12 protein-coding genes are annotated in these 19,885 nt (G+C 43.8%); 4 read left to right on the forward strand and 8 right to left on the reverse strand.

Annotated elements, in window-relative coordinates; translation table 11 throughout:
• Positions 1-314 precede the first annotated feature (314 nt).
• The 7 genes from EWM62_RS03095 to EWM62_RS03125 all read right to left on the reverse strand — a co-directional run bounded on the left by EWM62_RS03095 (position 315) and on the right by EWM62_RS03125 (position 14,780).
• The gene (locus tag EWM62_RS03095; protein ID WP_129875162.1) at positions 315-2,720 is read right to left on the reverse strand and encodes an ABC transporter permease; all 2,406 of its coding nucleotides are present in this window, start codon (positions 2,718-2,720) and stop codon (positions 315-317) included.
• Positions 2,721-2,795: 75 nt separating this feature from the next.
• Positions 2,796-5,150, reverse strand: coding sequence for an ABC transporter permease (locus EWM62_RS03100; protein ID WP_129875163.1), 2,355 nt, complete (start codon positions 5,148-5,150; stop codon positions 2,796-2,798).
• A gap of 88 nt (positions 5,151-5,238) precedes the next feature.
• On the reverse strand, positions 5,239-7,629 hold the full coding sequence (locus EWM62_RS03105) for an ABC transporter permease (RefSeq protein WP_129875164.1): 2,391 nt from the start codon (positions 7,627-7,629) through the stop codon (positions 5,239-5,241).
• An 83-nt stretch (positions 7,630-7,712) separates the two neighbouring features.
• A complete protein-coding gene (locus EWM62_RS03110; protein WP_129875165.1) occupies positions 7,713-10,070 on the reverse strand; it encodes an ABC transporter permease in 2,358 nt (785 codons plus the stop codon).
• A 73-nt stretch (positions 10,071-10,143) separates the two neighbouring features.
• Positions 10,144-12,519: an ABC transporter permease gene (locus EWM62_RS03115; RefSeq protein ID WP_129875166.1), complete on the reverse strand. Its 2,376-nt coding sequence runs from the start codon at positions 12,517-12,519 to the stop codon at positions 10,144-10,146.
• 200 nt (positions 12,520-12,719) lie between these two features.
• Complete coding sequence (locus EWM62_RS03120) at positions 12,720-13,397, reverse strand: ABC transporter ATP-binding protein (protein ID WP_129875167.1); 678 nt, start codon at positions 13,395-13,397, stop codon at positions 12,720-12,722.
• Between the two features lie 129 nt (positions 13,398-13,526).
• A complete protein-coding gene (locus EWM62_RS03125; protein WP_129875168.1) occupies positions 13,527-14,780 on the reverse strand; it encodes an efflux RND transporter periplasmic adaptor subunit in 1,254 nt (417 codons plus the stop codon).
• A gap of 312 nt (positions 14,781-15,092) precedes the next feature.
• Here EWM62_RS03125 and EWM62_RS03130 point away from each other — a divergent pair, with 312 nt between their 5' ends.
• The 4 genes from EWM62_RS03130 (at position 15,093) to EWM62_RS03145 (ending at position 19,100) form a co-directional block, all read left to right on the forward strand.
• Entirely contained in the window at positions 15,093-16,451 is a 1,359-nt protein-coding gene (locus tag EWM62_RS03130; RefSeq protein ID WP_129875169.1) for a sigma-54-dependent transcriptional regulator, read from the forward strand.
• Complete coding sequence (locus tag EWM62_RS03135; RefSeq protein ID WP_129875170.1) at positions 16,441-17,796, forward strand: sensor histidine kinase; 1,356 nt, start codon at positions 16,441-16,443, stop codon at positions 17,794-17,796. The genes EWM62_RS03130 and EWM62_RS03135 overlap by 11 nt, the downstream gene beginning before the upstream one ends.
• A gap of 125 nt (positions 17,797-17,921) precedes the next feature.
• Positions 17,922-18,449 carry an NADPH-dependent FMN reductase gene (locus EWM62_RS03140; protein WP_129875171.1) on the forward strand — a complete coding sequence of 176 codons (528 nt, stop codon included), beginning with the start codon at positions 17,922-17,924 and terminating at the stop codon, positions 18,447-18,449.
• A gap of 36 nt (positions 18,450-18,485) precedes the next feature.
• A complete protein-coding gene (locus EWM62_RS03145; protein ID WP_129875172.1) occupies positions 18,486-19,100 on the forward strand; it encodes a thioredoxin family protein in 615 nt (204 codons plus the stop codon).
• 16 nt (positions 19,101-19,116) lie between these two features.
• On the opposite strand, the gene EWM62_RS03150 is transcribed toward EWM62_RS03145, so the two are convergent.
• Entirely contained in the window at positions 19,117-19,848 is a 732-nt protein-coding gene (locus tag EWM62_RS03150; RefSeq protein WP_129875173.1) for a hypothetical protein, read from the reverse strand.
• Between the last annotated feature and the right edge of the window lie 37 nt (positions 19,849-19,885).

A 19,885-nucleotide genomic window follows, 5' to 3' on the forward strand; every position in this document is an offset into this window, starting at 1 on the left:
TGATAAGTTAAAAAAAATGCCAAACATATAACAAATTAATTATCAACCAATTAACTCAATTATATATTTGGCAATACGTACGTAAGCGTAACAGTGTATGTTCGGTTATGATACAGTTGGGGTTTAGAGATTAGAGACTTGTGATTAGAGATTAGTTGTCGCTGGAGATCAGACACTGATTAATTAGAGATTAGTTTAAAAAAAAAACAAAACAAACGATGTGATATGGCATTCCCTCTAATCACTAATCACTAATCACTAATCACTAATCACTAATCACTAATCACTAATCACTAATCACTAATCACTAATCACTACTCCGAACGTAAACTCTTCACAGGGTTGGCTATAGCTGCCTTAATGGCCTGGAAGCTAACGGTTACAAAGGCTATCAGTACCGATATTACGCCGGCCAGTATAAATACCCACCATTGCATATCAATACGGTAGGCAAAGTTTCGCAGCCATATATTCATCAGCCACCAGGCTAATGGCGAGGCAATTAGCAGGGCCACAATTACCAGCACAATAAAATCTACCGATAAAAGCGACACAATGCCCGATACGCTTGCGCCCAGCACCTTGCGGATGCCTATCTCCTTACCGCGCTGCTCGGCGGTAAAGGCTGCTAAACCAAATAAGCCAAGGCAGGATATGATAACCGCCACAACCGCAAATACCGACATCAGCCCGGATGATTTGGCATCATCACGGTACAGCTTATCAAAATCCTGGTCTACAAAGCGGTAAGCAAACGGCTCGCCGGGGAAGTTGGCCTTCCATATCTTTTCTACATTTTTAATCGCTTCTGCCTGTTTATGGGCTACCACTTTCAATTGAAAATTGCTGCAATACTCGTCGGCAGTTTTAATAACCACCGGGCTGATCTTATCGTGCATGCTGCGGAAATGGAAATCTTTAACAATACCGATCACCTGCCCTGTATCACCCCCGGCGGTAAAACGCTGGCCTACGTATGGTTTATGCAGATTAAATTCTTTTGCCGCGGTTTCGTTAAGTAGCACATTGCGCTTGTCGTCATTACCCGGCAAAAACCACCTGCCCATGGCAATTTTAAGGTTTACCACTTTAGTATAATCCCGGTCTACACTGAAAAACGAAATTGGCGGTACAAAATCGGCAGGGCGACCATCCCAATCGTTACTGCTGCCTGATGATTGCCCTTCTTCGTTAACTATGGATTGGAGACTGGTGAGTGATGCCGCCTCAATAGCCGGCTGCGATAACAGGCTTTGTTTGATGGTTGCCATTACCGCCGCGCGTTTAGCATCGTCATACTTTTTAAGCAATTTATAAGAGATGCCAAACGACATTACCTGCTCGCGGTTATACCCGGGGTTGTTGGTGCGGATAAAAGCCAGCTGGCGGTAAATGGTTATTACCCCTACTATCAGGAAGATAGAGAACGTAAACTGAAGCACAACCAGCCCTTTGCGCAGCGAGGTATCTTTTAAGCGCAGCACGCTTGATCCCCTGAAGATATTAAGCGGTTTAAACGATGATAACAGCATTGCCGGGTAAATACTGTTCAATACGATGGTTGCCAATAAGGTAAGCAACAGAATAGCCCATAAGTAACCCGAGCTAACCGATAAGGTAAAATTACGCTCGGTAAAGCTGCTGAACGCGGGCAGGCAGGCCGCTATAATGATCACGGTTAAAACAAGCGCCATCAGGCTTATCAATGCCGATTCGGCCACAAACTGGGCGAAAAGTTGTTTACGCCCCGCGCCTACTATTTTTTTGATGCTTACCTCTTTTGCCCGCAGGCTGGCCCGCGCCGTGGTTAAGTTAACATAGTTGATACAGGCAATAAGCAGCAACAGTGCACCAAGTACTATAAATATGAATACCACCTTTTTATCGCCATGAATAAGGCTGCCGTTTTGCAGGTCGCTTTCAAAGTGGAGGGCCGCCAGTGGCGTTAAACCTATCTCCAGGTTTTTCGCTTTGCGGTTTTCCTCCAGTATTAATTTTATTTTGTTTGTTACCTTTTTCTGGTTGGCGCCGGGATGTAACTTTAAAAAGGTTAGGTAATAAAAATTACCCCATTGCATTTCGTTCTCTCTTTGTTTCAGATCGGCATGCCGGGCAGCTACCGGTATATACACACCAAACCTAAAGCTCGAATTTGCCGGCGCGTCTTTTATAATGGCCTGCACCTGGTAGTTGTTAGAGTCGATACGGATGGTTTTGCCTATGGCATCCTGGTTGGCAAAATATTTTTTGGCCTTGCTTTCTGATAATATGATACTGAATGGGTGCTGGTTAAACGCCGTGCTATTGCCACTTACAAAATCGCCTTTAAACATATTAAACCAGCCGCTGTCAACATAAGCAGCATTTTCTTCGGGGAAAAACTCGCCGTTTATATTGAAATATACCGGCGCGTAATTAATTGGCTTAATGCGGGCCACGGCTTCCACTTCGGGCAATTGTTTTTCAGCTGCCTCCCCTATATTGTAGGGCGAATTATCCCATACCCACGTGGTGTTTTTATCTAACGACAGATAGTTTTTGATACGGAAGATGTTTTCGCCACCGGGCGTGGCCGTATCAAAGCTCAGCTCGTTTTGTACCCATATAAATATGAGCACAGCGGCAGCCATACCAACAGATAAACCGGCAATATTTATAAAGCCGGTTACCCTGTGTTTCCAAAAATTCCTCCACGCGGTTTTGAAATGGTTTTTCAACATGATTTTTATTTCATTGAGTCATTAGATCATTGAGTCATTCCTGTCATGTTTAATGACCCAATGACACAATGACGGTTATTCGCTACGCAAACTTTTAACCGGGTTAGCCAGTGCTGCCTTCATGGTGTTAAGGCTTACCACTATCATGGTTAAAAGTAATATCAGTACGCCAACTGCGGCAAAAAGCCAAATGCTTATGCTGATGTGGTAGGTGTATTTTTGCAGCCAGTTACTCATCAAATACCAGGTTAACGGCACCGCTATAACAAATGCTACCACTACCAATTTTAAAAACTCGGTTGATATCAGCATCAACAGTTGCCTTACCGATGCGCCCATCACCTTGCGCACACCAATCTCTCGGAAGCGTTTTTCGATGGTGAATGATGCCAGCCCGGCTAAACCTATACAGCAGATAAAGATGGCCAGCCCTGCAAATATGTTAGTTATGCGGCTGATCAGTTCTTCGGTTACGAATTTTTTGCCAAACTCCTGGTCTACAAACTGGTACTCGAACAGGTTTTGGGGATTGTATTTTTTAAATATAGGCTCCAACGCTTTAATACCAGCCTGCGGGTTCACGCCATTTTTTAAACGGATATCTATCATGCTGGAGCTGTTGGGGTCGTAATAGATCATCAGGGGCTCTACCGGGTCGTAAGGCGATGCCATTACTATATTATCTATAACCCCGGCAACGGTAAACTTACGCCCGTAATTCATTTCCATGCCAACCGGGTTTTTCAGTGTCATGGCCTCAACAGCGGCTTTGTTTATCAGCATCACCGCGGTATCGCCAGGGGTTTTGTTAAAATCGCGTCCCTGCAATATTTTAATGCCCATGGTTTTGGTAAAATCCACATCGGCGTTTAACCCCGAAAAGATGATATCGCCATTGGCGGCTTTACCGGCATAATCAGGCGAGCCCGATTTCCACCAGATCTGTGTGATGGGCGACGAAGTGCGGGTAACCGCTCCAATTAAGCCGGTGTTCAGTAAATCCTGCTTAATGGCAGCGTAGTTTTTATCAATATCGCTTGATGATGGCACCATCACCAGGTTGTTGGGGTTGTAACCAATGCTGCGGTCCTTAATATGCTGGATCTGCTGGTAAACAATAATAGTAGCCGATATCAACAGTATCGACATTACAAACTGGCCTACCACCAGTATACGCCTTGGCAACACCGCGCTTTTACCCGCGGCAAACGTGCCCTTAAGCACCTTAACCGGGTTAAATGACGATAGGTACAAGGCAGGATAACTACCCGCAACTACCCCTGTGAACAGTATGATAATGAGCGAACCTATCAGGAAGAACGGCTCGAAGATAGCAAGGTGCAGGTTTTTACTTACCAGCGTATTAAATAACGGCATTAACAGGTAAACAAATGCCACGGCCAGCACAAAGGCTATCAGCGCAAGTATAATAGATTCGAAAAAGAACTGCGTAATGAGCTGCTTTTTATCAGATCCTAAAGTTTTACGGATGCCAACTTCCTTAGCGCGTTTTTCAGACCGTGCTGTGCTCAGGTTCATAAAATTAACACAGGCTATCAGCAGGATAATGATGGCGATAACGGTAAACATGCGCACATATTCTATCATCCCGCCTACGTTTTTACCATCTTTCCACTCGCTATACAGGTGCCACTTATTCATGGGGAAGGTGTAGTAAGTGCTTATCTTATCGCCTTTAGAATGGTCGTGTTTTATCTTATCAATGTATTTATCAACGGCAGCCATGTTGGCATTGGGCGTAGTTTGAACAAAAACGTTGTGCGATGAGCCGCCCCATTCCTTCATGCGGTTCTTTACATAATCTGAATTGTAATCAAACGGCTGGATGAAATCGAACTTAAAGGTAGAGTTACCCGGGGGATCGGCGAAAACAGCGGCTATTTTGTAGCTTTGCTGGTTGTCTATCCTCACCATTTTATTCATGGGCTCGTCGTTGCCAAAAAATGCCTTAGCGGCCGATTCTGTTATGATGATGGATTTAGGATCTTTTAACGCTTCGGACGGGTTGCCTTTAAGTACCTTAAAAGTGAAGATATTAAAGAACTGTTCGCTTGCTACATACAAATCTTTTTTTAGCTTGATATTATTGTATTCTACCAGGTGCGACTCCTGGTGCGAAGTAACCGCCGTACGTACTATCTGCGGGTTGCCGCCTTCAAGCGTTTTAGCAAGTGGCAGCACCATGTTAGGGTCGGTAAAAATGGTTGGCTTAAAATCGCGCGTGGCCATTACCTGGTAAATATTATCGTGGTTTTTATGGAACTTATCAAAGGCTACCTCGTCCTTAACCCATAAAAAAATGAAGATGGTGCATATCATCCCGATGGTAAGCCCCAAAATGTTGGTGATGGCAAACCCCTTGTTCCTGACAAGATTTCGCCACGCGATTTTAATGTAATTTTTTATCATGATATATCAGGTCATTGAGTCATCAGGTCATTGAGTCGTTAGCCTAAATAATGACCTAATGACTCAATGACCCAATGATGATGGTTAATTATTCGCTTCTTAAACTCTTTACCGGGTTGGCCAGCGCGGCTTTAACCGATTGTATGCTGATGGTAGCCAGCGCAATTAGTGTGGCGCCGCCCCCTGCAAACAGGAACACTACCCACCCTATGTTAATTTTATAGGCAAAATCCTGCAGCCAGCTGTTCATGGCAAACCAGGCTACCGGCATGGCAATAAATATAGCAATGATGATAAGCACCATAAATTCGGCTGCCAGCAGGCTGATGATCTTGGCCACACTTGCGCCAAGCACCTTGCGGATGCCTATTTCCCTGGTTTTTACCTGGGCTGAGTAAGTTGCCAGCCCGAATAAGCCCAGGCACGATATAACAATGGCGATAGTGGCAAACAGGTTAAATAACGACCCCTGCTTTTGTTCGGTGGTGTAAAGCTTATCGTAGGTTTCATCCAGGAAAGCATAGTTAAACGGCACATCGTTATTGTATTGCTTCCAGGTTGTAAGCGCGGCGGCAATAGCTTTTTGCGCATCCCGACCGGTGGTTTTTACATAAACCTTCCAGCAGTAATTGGGCTGGTACTGGAATACCGCTGGTTCTATTTTTTTATGGATGGTTGTAAAATGAAAATCTTTAACCACGCCAATGATCGTTCCGTTACGGGTTTGCACGCGCAGGCGTTTACCTATAGGGTCCTTAAGCCCCATTTCCCTTACGGCGGTTTCATTTATTAAAAAGTGTATGGAGTCGGCAACTACGCCTTTAAAATTAGCGCCCTCAACAATATTCATGTTAAAAAAGGGGATCAGGTCCTTATCGGCGTAGATCTGGTTGAACCACATGTTGGAATTAGCCGGTTTGCCATCCCAGTCGTTATCCCCGGTAGACATGCCACCTGTAATAATATCGCGCCCCGCACGGGTTACAGAAAGCACCGCAGGGTTTTTAAGCAGTTCGGTTTTTACCACATCAAAATGCTGCTGCATGCTGTTACGCATTGTAAAAGAGAACACGTTCTCCTTATCGTAACCCAGGTTTTTATCGCGGATGAATCTCAACTGGTTGCCAATAACCAATGTGCCTATAATAAGGATGATTGATGCCGAAAATTGCAGCACAACCAGGATCCTGCGGAAAGCCACATTACCTATACTTACAGATATTTTGCCCTTAAGCGCCTTTAACGGCTCAAAGGATGATAACAGCAATGCCGGGTAAATGCTGGATGCAGCCAGCGTACCAACAAGCGTTAGGATGATACAAAGCCATATGTTGTAGTTAGACAGGTCTAAAGCTATTTGCTTGCCCGAAAACTGGTTAAAGTTTGGCAGCAATACGATCATCAGCACAAAAGCAAAAACGGCGGCTATCATAAACAGCAGCGCGGTCTCTACCATAAACTGTATAAAAAGCTGAAACTTGCCTGCACCTATTATTTTACGCATGCTTACTTCTTTGGCGCGCAGCATAGAACGCGCTGTAGACAGGTTTACATAGTTGATACAGGCAATTACCAGTATCATTAAAGCCACAATAGCAAACGTACTTACGGTTGACATACCACCGTCGGTGCCGTCGGCCTTGTACAGGTGCATTTTTAGCAGCGGCTGGGTAAGGTACGGTACAGGTGCATCTTCGGGCTTGTTACGCTCGTGTATGGCCTGCAGCTTTTTCTCAAGCGCAACAGTATTTACATCACTATTCTTAAGCAGCAGATAGGTTTGAAAACCAAAGTTCGACCAATCGGCATCCATTGACGATACAATGGTTTTATTGTCATAGGTCTTTTTGTTTTTAATATAAGCAAGGTCGTTAAACCTTGATATGGGTAGCAACACATGATATTGAAAGCTCGAATTTTCAGGATAATCACGTATTACACCGGTTACCTTACACTGTTCGTTTTGCCCCATCATCACCACCTTCCCTATCGGGTCTTCGTTACCGAAATACCTTTTGGCAGTGCTTTCGGTGATCACCAGCGAATTATTGTCAGGGAATGGGTTTTGTTCATCGCCCCTGATAAGGTTAAAATCAAATACTGTAAAATACGACGGATCGGTAAAAGCAAAATCCTTTTCATAAAACACCTTGTCTTTGTATTTGAAAGGCGCGTCGCCAATTGACATGATGCGCACAGCATCCTTTACCTCGGGGATCTCGTTTTTTGCAAAGGTTGCTACCGGGGCTATAATGTTATTAAATATCTGTTTGCTGATACCCGTGCCGCCAACTATACCAACTTTGTATATATTTTTAGCGTTAGAATTAAACTTATCAAAACTCAGTTCATCCTGCACCCATAGCAACATGAACAGGCCAACAACAAGGCCAACGGTTAATCCGGCAACGTTAATGGTAGCGTAAAACTTATTTTGCAATATGTTGCGCCAGGCGGTTTTTAAATAGTTTCGTATCATAATTTTAAACTCTAAACTCTAAATCCTAAAAGAGGAAGAAAAGTCAATCACTAATTCAATAATTCAATAAGTCACTAACTGACTTATTCACTTCGTAAGCTTTTAACCGGGTTTGCCAGCGCGGCTTTAACAGCCTGGAAACTCACCGTTATAATAGATATAAGGGTAGTTAAAAATGCCGCGATGGCAAATACCCATACACTTATCTCGATACGGTACGAGTATTTCATGAGCCAGCCATGCATAAAATACCATGCAACCGGCACCGAAAACGCGAAAGCTATACCTACCAGTTTCAGAAAATCTTTTGACAGCATGGTGGTAACGCCCAGCACCGATGCGCCTAAAACCTTGCGCACGCCAATCTCCTTAATACGGTTTTGCGCCATGTAAGTAGCCAGGCCAAACAAGCCAAGGCACGATATAAATATGGTTAAGCCTGCAAATAGCGAGGCTAATGTGCCTATTTGCTGTTCGCTTGCAAATTTTTTGCTGTATTCATCGTCAATAAAATGATAATCAAAAGGATAATCGGGGTTAAATTTTTTAAACACAGCCTCTACCAGTTTAAGGTTTTGGGCTGTTGTGTTTTTATCGTTAAGCTTGTAATGTATAACATTGAACCATGCGCTTGGCCCTTGTATAATCATTTGTTTAACCGGCTCGTAAGGCGATTGCAGGATAAAATCTTTCACAACCCCAACAATAACAAGTTTATGGCTGTCGCGTATAACTATCTGGCCAATGGGGTCTTTAAAGTTCATGATCTTTACTGCAGCCTCGTTTACCAAAATCGCCGACGAATCTGAAGGGTAAGTTTTGATATCGATATCGCGGCCTTTCAGAATTTTAAGGTTCATGGTTTTGCTGAAATCACCGTCGACATTAAACATGTTGAAATCTATTTTTGCATTCTGGTCTTTTCCCTGCCAGTTAAAATCCCACGAATCGCTCCAGCCTTCGGTCATGGGCGCGCTGGTTTTGGTAACCGCGGTTACGGCACCGCTTGTTATCAGTTCGTTACGGATAAGCGCGTAATTCTTTTCGATATTGCCCGACATGAAGGTGTAAACCAGGTTGTCCTTTTTATAGCCTGTATCGCGGTTTTGGGCATAATCAAGTTGCTGCTTTACAATTATTGTTGATATGATAAGTACAATTGCAAACCAAAATTGTGTCACCACCAATATTTTACGAGGCGAAAATGTCGCGTTAGCAGCTTTAAACGTGCCTTTTAATACCTTTACAGGTGCAAACGACGATAGGTATAAGGCCGGGTAACTCCCAGATACCATACCCGTAAACAGTATGAACGAGAGGACTATCATCCAGAACGGCGCACTGTTAAAAGGTATAAATAATTGTTTTTCGGTAAGGGTGTTAAACGCCGGCAGCGATAGCTGGATAATTACTAATGCAAGCGCTCCGGCTATAAAAGCGATCATGATCGACTCGCCTAAAAATTGCGTTATCAGGCTGCCCTTTGATGCACCCACCACCTTACGTATCCCCACCTCTTTGGCGCGTTTCTCGCTGCGGGCGGTGCTTAAATTCATAAAATTGATGCATGCGATAAGCAGGATAAATACTGCAATGATACTAAACAACTTAATGGTATCTATACGCCCTCCTGCTATTTTGCCATTCTCGAATTTTGAATACAGCCTCCATTTGGTAGCAGGGTGCATAAACACATCAATATCCTTAATATCCGAATGTGTGCGGGTGATATTTTTTATCCTGGTGTTTATATAACCTTCGGTAACACCGGGTTTTAGCAGCGCGTAAGTGTTTGTTGAGTTGTTGCCCCAGTTTTTATCTTCGCCCTTGTTTAGCTTTTCCCAGTACGACCACGGCAACAGGTATTCAAAATCGAACCGGGTGTTGTTTGGCAGGTCTTTCATTACGCCGGTTACTGTAAAGTAATCAACGCTATCTATTTTAATGGTTTTACCCATCGCATTATCATTACCGAAAAGTTTTTTAGCGGTTTTTTCGGTAAGTACAATGTTGTTCATACTATTCAATGCGGTTTTCGGATCGCCCTTTATCAGCGGGAAACTGAACATCGTAAGAAAATCGGGGTCGGTAAAGTTTCCGGGGATGGTAAGGCGCTTATCGCCCACGGTAAATAAAAACGCGCCACCCGAAATGCGGGCGGCTTGTTCTACCTGCGGATAATCCTGTTTAAGCGATTTCATCATGGGCTTGGGCGTAGTGCCCCAGCACCATAGCTTACCATCAAAAACCGACTTGTTATACATTTGGTACAGGCGGTTCTTATTGGCGTGGAACTGGTCGTAACTGGCCTCATTCTGCACCCAAAACAAAATAAGGGCTGCACTTGCCATACCAACCGCCAGGCCGGCAATGTTTATGGCGGTGAAACCCTTGTTTTTCATCAGGTTACGCCAGGTTATTTTTATGTAGTTTTTAAACATGATGTATAATTTAAATTCTAAATCCTAAAAGGTAAACTCTAAATACTAATCACTAATCACTAATCTCTAACCCTTACTCACTGCGCAAGCTCTTCACCGGGTTACTTAACGCCGCCTTTATAGCCTGGAAACTGATGGTTGCCACCGCGATGAACATTGCCGCTAAACCTGATACCAAAAACACCCACCAGTGTATCTCGATATGGTATTGATAGCCCTTTAGCCAGCCCTGCATTACCCAATAGGCAACCGGGAAGGCTATTACACACGATATAATAACCAGTTGTAAAAAATCTTTTGATAATAAGCCCGCAAGGCCCGATACACTTGCACCCAATACTTTACGGATGCCTATTTCTTTTACCCTGCGTTCGGCTGTGTAAGCTGCCAGGCCAAACAGGCCAAGGCATGATATGATGATAGCCAATGCCGAGAACACCCTCGATAACCTGCTCACCAGCATTTCGCTTTGGAACATCTGGTTAAACTGGTCGTCTACAAAGCGGTAATTAAAAGGATAAGCGGGGTTATCCCTTTTTAAAACGTCCTGCACGGCAGTCAACGAACTTTCGATACCCTTCTGCGCCTTAATGCGTACGTACATCATGGTTGTATGTACCGGGTCGGTACTAAAAAACATCACCGGATCGGGCTTGCCGTACATGTTGCCATATACATAATCGTTCACCACGCCAACCACTACGGCCGATGTGGTATCGCGCTCGCCGTGTACACGTTTACCTACCGCGCTGCCCTTACCCATTAATTTGGCCATGCTTTGTGTAATAATCATGGCAATTGGTTTAGAGTTGGTATCCATTGCGGTAAGGTTACGCCCGTCTATCAACTTAAGGCCGGTAGCGTCAAAAAAATCGGGTGTAATATATCGCTGCGATATAAGCACTTCAGAACCGGGGGGCTTACCATCCCAGGTAAGGCCCGAAGTGTTGTTGCCGCCGTAAATTATCTCATGATCTGATAAGGCTACGCTTTGGATGTAGCCGGTGTTAAGCAGATCGAGCTTAATGGCATTAAAGTTTTTTGCCATATCGCCCTGCAGGCTAATTTCTAACAATTTATCTTTATTAAACCCTAATTGCCTGCTTTTTACATGCTGTATTTGCTGGTAAACAATTATAGTACTAATGATGAGGATCACCGAGGCGGTAAATTGCATCACCACCAAACCCTTGCGGATATAGGCGGCGCCGCTATCCTTTAATTTAAGGCCCTTTAACACCGCTACCGGGTTGAAAGATGACAAATACAACGATGGATAACTGCCCGCTATGAGGCCGCAGGTAAGTGTTATAGCAACCAGCCCGATAATATGATATGGGTTATCAAACCCTGCCACCAATTGTTTTTGAACAAGCGTATTAAATGCTGGCAAAACAAGCGCGATAATGATAACCGCGAAAAACGCCGCCATAACCGACATGAATACAGCCTCGCCAATAAATTGCATGGCCAGCGAGCCTTTACCGGCACCCAATACTTTACGCACGCCTACTTCGCGGGCGCGTTTTTCGCTGCGGGCGGTGGCAAGATTCATAAAGTTGATACAGGCGATGAACAGGATTATCCACGCTATTACAGTAAATAACTTTACATACTCTATTTGGCCGCCGCCTGTTTTAAAGCCATCTTTAAAATCATCGTACAGGTGCCAGTCGTTCATGCTGAATAAAAATACACGGCCCAGTGAGCTGGGCTCGCGTTTTTGAATAAAGCCGTATAATTGTTTGTTTAAAGTTTCGGGGTTTATGCCGGGCTTTAATTCAATAAAAGTACTTAACGAGTTATTACCCCAGCTTTTTAACCATGGGCTTTTATCCCAGTAGATCTGGAATGGCATCAGCCATTCAAACTGTATGGTAGAGTTGGCGGGGATATCTTTTAATACACCGGTTACAATATAATCCTGCTTATTATCAACCCGGATGCTTTTGCCAAGCACATTTTTTTCGTTCCCGAAGAATTTTTTAGCGGTTTTTTGGGTGATGACAACAGAGCGAAGCTGCTTAAATGCCGTAGCGGGATTGCCCTGCACAAAAGGCAGTGTGAAGATGCTGAAAAATGATGGCTCTACATATTTGCCGTTGGCGAAAACGGGTTTGTCGCCTGCACCGAATAATAGCGACTCTGTGCCTTCATTGCTGCGGCAGGTGTTGGCAATGCCGGGTAGTTCGGCCTGTATGGCCGGCCCCATTACACCTGGGGTTGATGAATGGGTAAAAATGTAAGTATCGTATTTTTGATTCTCGCGGGCGAGATAGATGCGGTCTTTTTTGAGGTGGGTTGAATCGTAGTTAACCTCGTTCTCTACCCATAAAAAAATAAGCGAGGCGCAGGCTATGCCTATGGCCAGCCCAAATATATTTAAAAAGCTATACGCTTTGTTTTTTGTCAGGCTCCTGAAGGTGGCCTTAATGAAGCTTTTTAACATGATATTTTGTTTAAAAAATTAAACCTTAAAAGCTACTGTTTAACGGTTATTACCGTTTCGTTGACACTACTCACCCCATAATTTTAAACATGGCGATGCCAATTATAAGGCAATTCTCAAGCAAACCCCTCCGCCGTATGAGGGCGGAGAGGCAGGCAGGAGGCACACTTAACTATATTAATTAAACTAAAAAGCGGGTATTAAACCATGATGTTTTCCATCACAGTCTGGCCATCCAATAAGCGGATAATGCGGTGGCTGTAACGGGCATCATGCTCGGAGTGGGTAACCATTATAATGGTTGTACCCTGTTCGTTCAAATCTGTAAGCAGTTCCATTACATCGTTACCGTTGCTGCTATCCAGGTTACCGGTAGGCTCATCCGCAAGTATCAGTTTTGGTTTATTAACAACCGCACGGGCAATAGCCACACGCTGCTGCTGACCACCAGATAATTGCTGCGGGTAGTGGTTACGGCGGTGCATTATCTGCATTTTATCCAGCACCTCTTCTACCCTTTTAACACGCTCTGATGCGGTTACGCCGGTGTATATCAACGGCAGTTCAACGTTTTCAAACACGGTAAGCTCATCAATAAGGTTAAAGCTCTGGAAAACGAAGCCAATGTTGTGCTTGCGCAGGTCGGCACGTTTGCGTTCGTTAAAATGCGCCACCTCAATACCATTAAATACATAGCTGCCTTCATCCGGATCATCAAGCATGCCCAGGATGTTAAGCAAGGTTGATTTACCGCAACCTGATGGCCCCATAATGGCCACAAATTCGCCTGTGTTAACTTCCATTGTAAGCTTGTTCAATGCAATGGTTTCTACCTCTTCGGTGCGGTAAAACTTTTCAAGATTTGTAATTTTTATCATTTGGCCTCCCCAGCTTCCGCGCCTTCGCGCAGCAGCCTTTTTGTTAATTGTGATTTATATTTTTATTAGTTTTTCTTTTCCGTTTTCTTATACAAGACGCATGCTTTATAAGAAGGTTACAATGTTTTGCTACTTCTTAAGTACCAGTTCCTGTATGTCGCCATAATTCTCGTAGCTGGATGTAATTACCTTATCGCCGGGTTTTAATCCTTTCAATAGTTCGTAATTATCAGTATTGTAACGGCCTATTTGTATATCAACCTTGTAGGCAGTTTTACCATCATCGCTTACTTTAAATATCCAGTTACCACCTGTTTGCTGGTAAAAACCGCCTTTAGGTAATAACAATGCTGTAGTTTCGTCGCTTAGCGCTAAACGGATCTGCAAGGTTTGCCCTTTGCGAATCCCTTTTGGCACTTCGCCTTCAAATTGCATATCAACTTTAAAGCGCCCGCTGGTAACTTGTGTGTAAACCTTTTTAATTACCAGCTTATAGGTTTTATCAGCAAAGCTAAAATCGCCTTTTAAACCTGCATACACCCGCGACAAGTAGTGTTCTTCCACATCAACCTGTACCTTAAAGCCGTTTTGCGCATCCAGCTGGCCCAGGTGCTCGCCTTTGTTTTTGTTTTGGCCAACCTCGGCATCTAATGATGTTAGCTGCCCGTCGATAGGCGCCCTTAAGGTTAAGCTGGCAACCTTTTTACGCATCAGTGTTAACGCCGATTTCATTTGCGCGTAATGTTCTTTTGCCTGCTGCTCCTGCTGTATGGTAAGCGCGGTATCTTGTTTTAATATTTGCGTGGTAAGGCGTTTGCGGCGCAGCGCGTAATCGTAAGCATTTTTTGCCGACTGATATTCCTGTAAGCCAATCGCTTTTTGGTCGTAAAGTTTTTTATCAAGCAGGTAAACGCGTTCGGCTTCTTTAAAGGCATTGTCAACCTCGGCCATTTGGTTAAGCTTGGTAACCGTATTTTGCTGCGCGTTGTTATGCGCTATCTGCATTTGTGTCTGCTCGCCAAATACCGCCGATTCCTGCGATGCCAGGCTAAGCTCTTCGTCTACGTTGCTTAGTTTCAAAATAGGGTCGCCCTTTTTTAGCATGGCGCCATCTTCTACAAACTTCTCTTCAACCTGCCCGCCTTCTACCGCGTCAAGAAAAATGGTATTTAACGGCATTACTACACCATTAACCGGGATAAACTCCTGGAAAGCGCCTTTTTTTACTTCGCTTATAGTGATACGCTCGGTATCTACATTCAATTTACTTTTGCCCGATGTAAAAATAATACTGCCGGCAACTAAAGCTACCACACCTGCAATACCGGCTATGGTCATCAGGCGCTTATTGCTCCACTTCTTTTTTTGTATAACTCTGTCCACTGTAATTTATTAATATTTTGTTATTGGATACAAAAACACATGCCACAAATTAAATTGCTGTATTTCAATTGTTTATGCATAAAACACAATATTGCACCGTACGCTTCTGTTACAGCATGTGTTCGGTTATGATACAGTGTGTTTTTTGGGCCGGCAGCCCATAGTTTACTGCTCATAGTTGATTATCAATATTATACTTAATATAAGGCAATTGGTACGATAATTCGTATCAAAATATTAAATTGCATGGGTATTTAGCAGTACTTTAAAGTATGCTGATCTATCACACCCTGAACTAATTACCAACGATAAATGATACTAAAAAAAGCGACTGTTTTAATTGTTGACGATGACCCCGATGTACTTACGGCAGTTAAGTTATTGCTTAAAACAGAAACCCACGAAATTATCACCGAAAAGAACCCCGAAAACCTGAACTGGCTTTTACAGCGTAACCAGGTTGACCTGGTGCTGCTTGATATGAACTTTAACAGCGCCATTAACACCGGTAACGAGGGGATATACTGGCTGCGTAAGATAAAGGAGTGGAAACCCAACGTTTGCGTGATAATGATAACAGCTTACGGCGATATCGACCTGGCCGTACGATCGTTAAAAGAGGGCGCCAATGATTTTGTGGTAAAACCATGGCACAACGAGAAACTGATAGATACTATAAAAGACCTGCTTGATAAAAAAGAAGGCGACGGCAAAACCATCAAGGCATCGGTTAAGGGTGGGTCCGGGCAAACATCAATACTGGGCGATTCTGAGGTGATGGAGGATATTTTCCATAAGGTAAATAAAATAGCCCCTACGGATGCCAATATCCTGATACTGGGCGAGAACGGTACCGGTAAGGACCTGATGGCGAAAGCCATTCATGAGCGGTCGTTACGGGCAGCTAAACCGTTTATAAAGGTTGATGTGGGCGCTTTAACAGATTCGCTATTCGAGAGCGAACTGTTCGGGCACAAAAAGGGCGCTTACACCGATGCCCGCGAAGACCGCATGGGCCGGTTTGAGGAAGCCGAAGGCGGCACCCTTTTCCTTGACGAAATTGGGAACATCAGTTTGCAGCAGCAGGCCAAGCTGTTAACCGTATTGCAAAACAGGCAGGTAACCCGTTTGGGTACAAACAAAGCTGTTGATATTGATATACGCCTGATATGTGCTACAAACGTACCACTTGCCGAACTGGCCAACGAAAACAAATTCCGTAAGGATCTGATCTACCGCATCAACACGGTAGAGATAAATATGCCGCCATTGCGTAAACGTGCCGAGGATATTGTGATACTGGCCAGGCATTTCGCCAAATTGTACAGCAGTAAATACCTTAAACCATCAATGGATTTTGAGCCCGCGGCGCTGCAGAAACTGCGCGCGTATAATTACCCCGGCAATGTGCGCGAACTGCAATATACTATAGAGCGTGCCGTAATTATGGCCGACGACCCCATGCTAAAGCCCGACGACCTCATCTTCTCGATATTGGAAACACCCGGCGAAAGTATAATAGATGATGATAATATACAGCTGAGCACATTAGAAAAGAACGCGATACTGCGTGTTATTGAAAAGCATAACGGCAACATTACCCGTGCCGCCAAAGAGTTAGGTTTAACACGTACCGCCTTATACCGCAGATTAAGTAAATATGATATTTAACCGTTACGAATGGCGGCTGGTGCTGCGCGTGCTTTTTTTATTTGCTGCCGTTACGGCTACGGCATTTTTGCTGTTGGGCGGCAGTAATTATTTATACAATGTAATAACCGTGCCGCTGGTAGTTTACTCGGTGCTTGACCTGATCCGCTTTAACAAGAAAGCGCAGGACGAGGTTAACCAGTTTGTAGAATCTATACACTACCGTGATTTTTCGCGCCATTTTGATGTGCGTAAGGCACCTAATGAGTTAAAGCCCCTGCGCAAGGGTTTTAACGATATTAACACCACCTTTAAACTCATCAGTCGCGAACGCGAAACCCAATACCATTACCTGCAAAAGATCTTAGAACTGGTTGATACCGGTATTTTAAGCTACGAACAGGAAACCGGCGAGATAAGCTGGATAAACGAAGCTTTTAAATCGCTGATAAGTATCCCTTATTTAAAAACCATCCACTCGCTTGAAAAACGCGAACCGGCCTTATACAAGGATGTAGTGAAGCTTAAACCCGGCGATTCTAAAGTATTAACCATTACGCGCGATCAGCAGCAGATAAAAATGCTTGTTACCGCAAGCATTATGCGCAGCGACGAAAAGATGTACAAACTTATCGCTTTCCAGAACGTGAGTGAGGCCTTGGACGAAACCGAATCAAAGGCATGGTCGAAATTGCTGAATGTGATGACCCACGAGATCATGAACTCGGTTGCCCCTATCTCGTCGCTGGCCGATACCTTGAAAAACCGCCTGCAAAGCCCGGATATAACCGAAAATTTAGAGGGTGTTGACCTGGAGGATATATCGTTAGGTATCGATACCATCAAACGCCGCAGCGAGGGCCTGCTTAAATTTACTGAAAGCTATCGCAGCCTGAATAAGATAACTAAGCTCGACCTGAACAAGATACTGGTGCGTAACATGTTCGAGAACCTTAACAGCCTGATGCGTCCAACCTTAGAGAAAAAGAATATCGAGCTGGAGATCATCCTGCGAGACCCGGCTTTGGCCATAGAGGCCGATATCAACCTGATAGACCAGGTGATGATAAACCTGCTTGTAAACGCCATTGAAGCGGTTAAGGACAGGGACGAACCGCGCATAACCCTATCTGCCGAGGTGCAAAGCAATAACCGTACACTTGTTAAAGTAACGGATAATGGATTGGGCATGCCGCCGGAGTTGCTGGACAAGATCTTTATCCCCTTTTTCAGTACGCGCAAAACGGGCAGTGGTATTGGCCTGAGCCTTTGTAAACAGATAATGCTGCTGCATAAAGGCAATATCCAGGTACAATCCACCGAGGGCAAAGGCTCGGCATTTATATTGCAGTTTGCAAATAATTAATGGCCTCCTAACCCCGTCCCAACCATATCATTGCGAGGAACGTAGTGATGTGGCAATCTCATAAGACGTTCGGATATGCTGAGATTGCCGCGCTATCGCTCGCAATGACATAGATTATATGAGTTATGCCAAACAAAAACATCTTCGCCATCTCCGGTAGCCTGCGCGCCGGTTCATCAAACCATAACATCCTGAAACACATCAGTGGGTTATTACCTGCGGATGTTGGTTATAATATTTACGATGGCTTAGCCACAATCCCACCCTTTGACCCCGGGTTGGATAATGATACGCCACCACAATCAGTCGTTGATTTGAGACACGCCATCACCGCGGCAAATGCTGTGATCATCTGTACGCCAGAATATGCCTTTGGCGTACCCGGCCAGCTGAAGAACGCGCTGGATTGGCTGGTAAGCAGCAGCACACTGGTTAATAAACCGGTGGTATTGATAACCGCATCCTTAGGCGGCGAAGATGCGCATGCCTCGTTACAACGTATACTTAGCGCGCTATCGGCCAAAGTTGTTGATACCTTACTGATACAGTTTATCCGCTCCAAAATAAATAACGAGGGAAATATAACGGATGACAAAGTGGTAATCGACTTGAAAAATATGACCAACAGCGTACTTAAAGCCATCACGAAATAGTTTCTATTTGCTAAATTGCACTTTAAATATGCTACCATGAAAAAAACGATCCTTATATTATTTGTGGTGTTTGCCGCCAAAACCGGGTTCGCGCAAACTGCCGCTTTACCAACAAGCGAAAATATTTTAAAAGATGCTTACGCAAAAGCCGCTAAAGAAAATAAAAAAGTAATGCTGATGTTCCACGCGTCGTGGTGCGGTTGGTGCAGGAAAATGGAAGCTTCGCTGAACGACCCGCTGGTGAAAAAGATGTTTGATGATAATTATGTAACAGCCACGCTTGATGTGATGGAACAGCCTGCAAAAAAGAACCTGGAGAACCCCGGCTCGTTGGATATGATGACCAAATTTCACGGCGAAAAATCGGGCCTGCCTTTTTGGGTAGTACTTAATGCAAAAGGAAAAGTTTTAGGTGATAGCCAGGTAAGGCCTGCCGGTGCATCATTAAATACCTATGGAGAAAGCGTTGGCTGCCCCGCCAGTACGGATGAGGTTGCCTTTTTTGTAAAGGTGCTAAAAGCGACATCTAACTTAAACGACGAGCAATTAGCCATAATAGCCAAACGCTTCGCGCAAAATGCACCGGCACCTGCCGCCCAACCGGCTACACCCGCAACACCAACTTCGCCGGCATCGATGGGAAATAGATAATTTTAGTTTTTTGGAATTATTTTTCGTTTAACTTATTAAAGAGTGTTTTTAGTTGTTTTAAAGTGTCATTAATCGCGTTTAAATTTTCTGGAATTCTTGTTGATTTTAAATAATAGTCATGTTTATCTGTTGATGGTCTCGGGCTGTTGCGGTAAGGTTCTAAGGAAATAAAGAAGGGCTTCTTTAAAGAACTATTGCTTTTTCTATTAATTTTATAACTAATTGTACCAGAATATATCTTCGAACGCAACCCTTTATCAACTTCATCAAAGAAAATAACAGTTCCTTGCACGATTTTAAAAAACGTTTGTCCTTTTAATATAACAGGCACCTCTGTAAAATTAACTTCTTTATTCTTTAGATTTAGCAAAGGCGTATCCCATTTTAACTCTAAATCATACGCATTACTACCACCAATATTTTTCACAGATAATAATGTAAGACCGCTTCTTTTTTCCAAGTCAAACGCCACACAAACATCCGGTTCGTAATCGTCTTCTTGTCTCCACGTTAAGCGTTGTGCATTCCATGTAGATAAAATCGCTGCTATAACAGCAAGAGACGCGGTTACCGTACTCCATTCTTTTATTTTTACACCATAGATAATTAGAATAAAGCTGCACAAGCAACCAACTGTAAGGAGTAAATTAATTAATATTCTAAAGGCATTTTTCCGAAACATATCACTAATATAACAAAATAGAATAATCCTGCCAATTTGGCAAACCCATCTCTTTGGAACGGGCATTGATATTTGGTTTGCATATTATTTAATCAAACCAAAA

Source organism: Mucilaginibacter terrigena, from assembly GCF_004168255.1.
GTDB classification, from domain to species: Bacteria; Bacteroidota; Bacteroidia; order Sphingobacteriales; family Sphingobacteriaceae; genus Mucilaginibacter; species Mucilaginibacter terrigena.

Bases quoted from the DNA above. Each gene is read 5' to 3' on its own strand.
- EWM62_RS03100 (WP_129875163.1), bottom strand. From the start codon at position 5,150: ATGATAAAAAATTACATTAAAATCGCGTGGCGAAATCTTGTCAGGAAC.
- EWM62_RS03120 (WP_129875167.1), bottom strand. From the start codon at position 13,397: ATGATAAAAATTACAAATCTTGAAAAGTTTTACCGCACCGAAGAGGTA.
- EWM62_RS03095 (WP_129875162.1), bottom strand. From the start codon at position 2,720: ATGTTGAAAAACCATTTCAAAACCGCGTGGAGGAATTTTTGGAAACAC.
- EWM62_RS03135 (WP_129875170.1), top strand. From the start codon at position 16,441: ATGATATTTAACCGTTACGAATGGCGGCTGGTGCTGCGCGTGCTTTTT.
- EWM62_RS03140 (WP_129875171.1), top strand. From the start codon at position 17,922: ATGCCAAACAAAAACATCTTCGCCATCTCCGGTAGCCTGCGCGCCGGT.
- EWM62_RS03150 (WP_129875173.1), bottom strand. From the start codon at position 19,848: ATGCCCGTTCCAAAGAGATGGGTTTGCCAAATTGGCAGGATTATTCTA.
- EWM62_RS03130 (WP_129875169.1), top strand. From the start codon at position 15,093: ATGATACTAAAAAAAGCGACTGTTTTAATTGTTGACGATGACCCCGAT.
- EWM62_RS03105 (WP_129875164.1), bottom strand. From the start codon at position 7,629: ATGATACGAAACTATTTAAAAACCGCCTGGCGCAACATATTGCAAAAT.
- EWM62_RS03145 (WP_129875172.1), top strand. From the start codon at position 18,486: ATGAAAAAAACGATCCTTATATTATTTGTGGTGTTTGCCGCCAAAACC.
- EWM62_RS03110 (WP_129875165.1), bottom strand. From the start codon at position 10,070: ATGTTTAAAAACTACATAAAAATAACCTGGCGTAACCTGATGAAAAAC.
- EWM62_RS03115 (WP_129875166.1), bottom strand. From the start codon at position 12,519: ATGTTAAAAAGCTTCATTAAGGCCACCTTCAGGAGCCTGACAAAAAAC.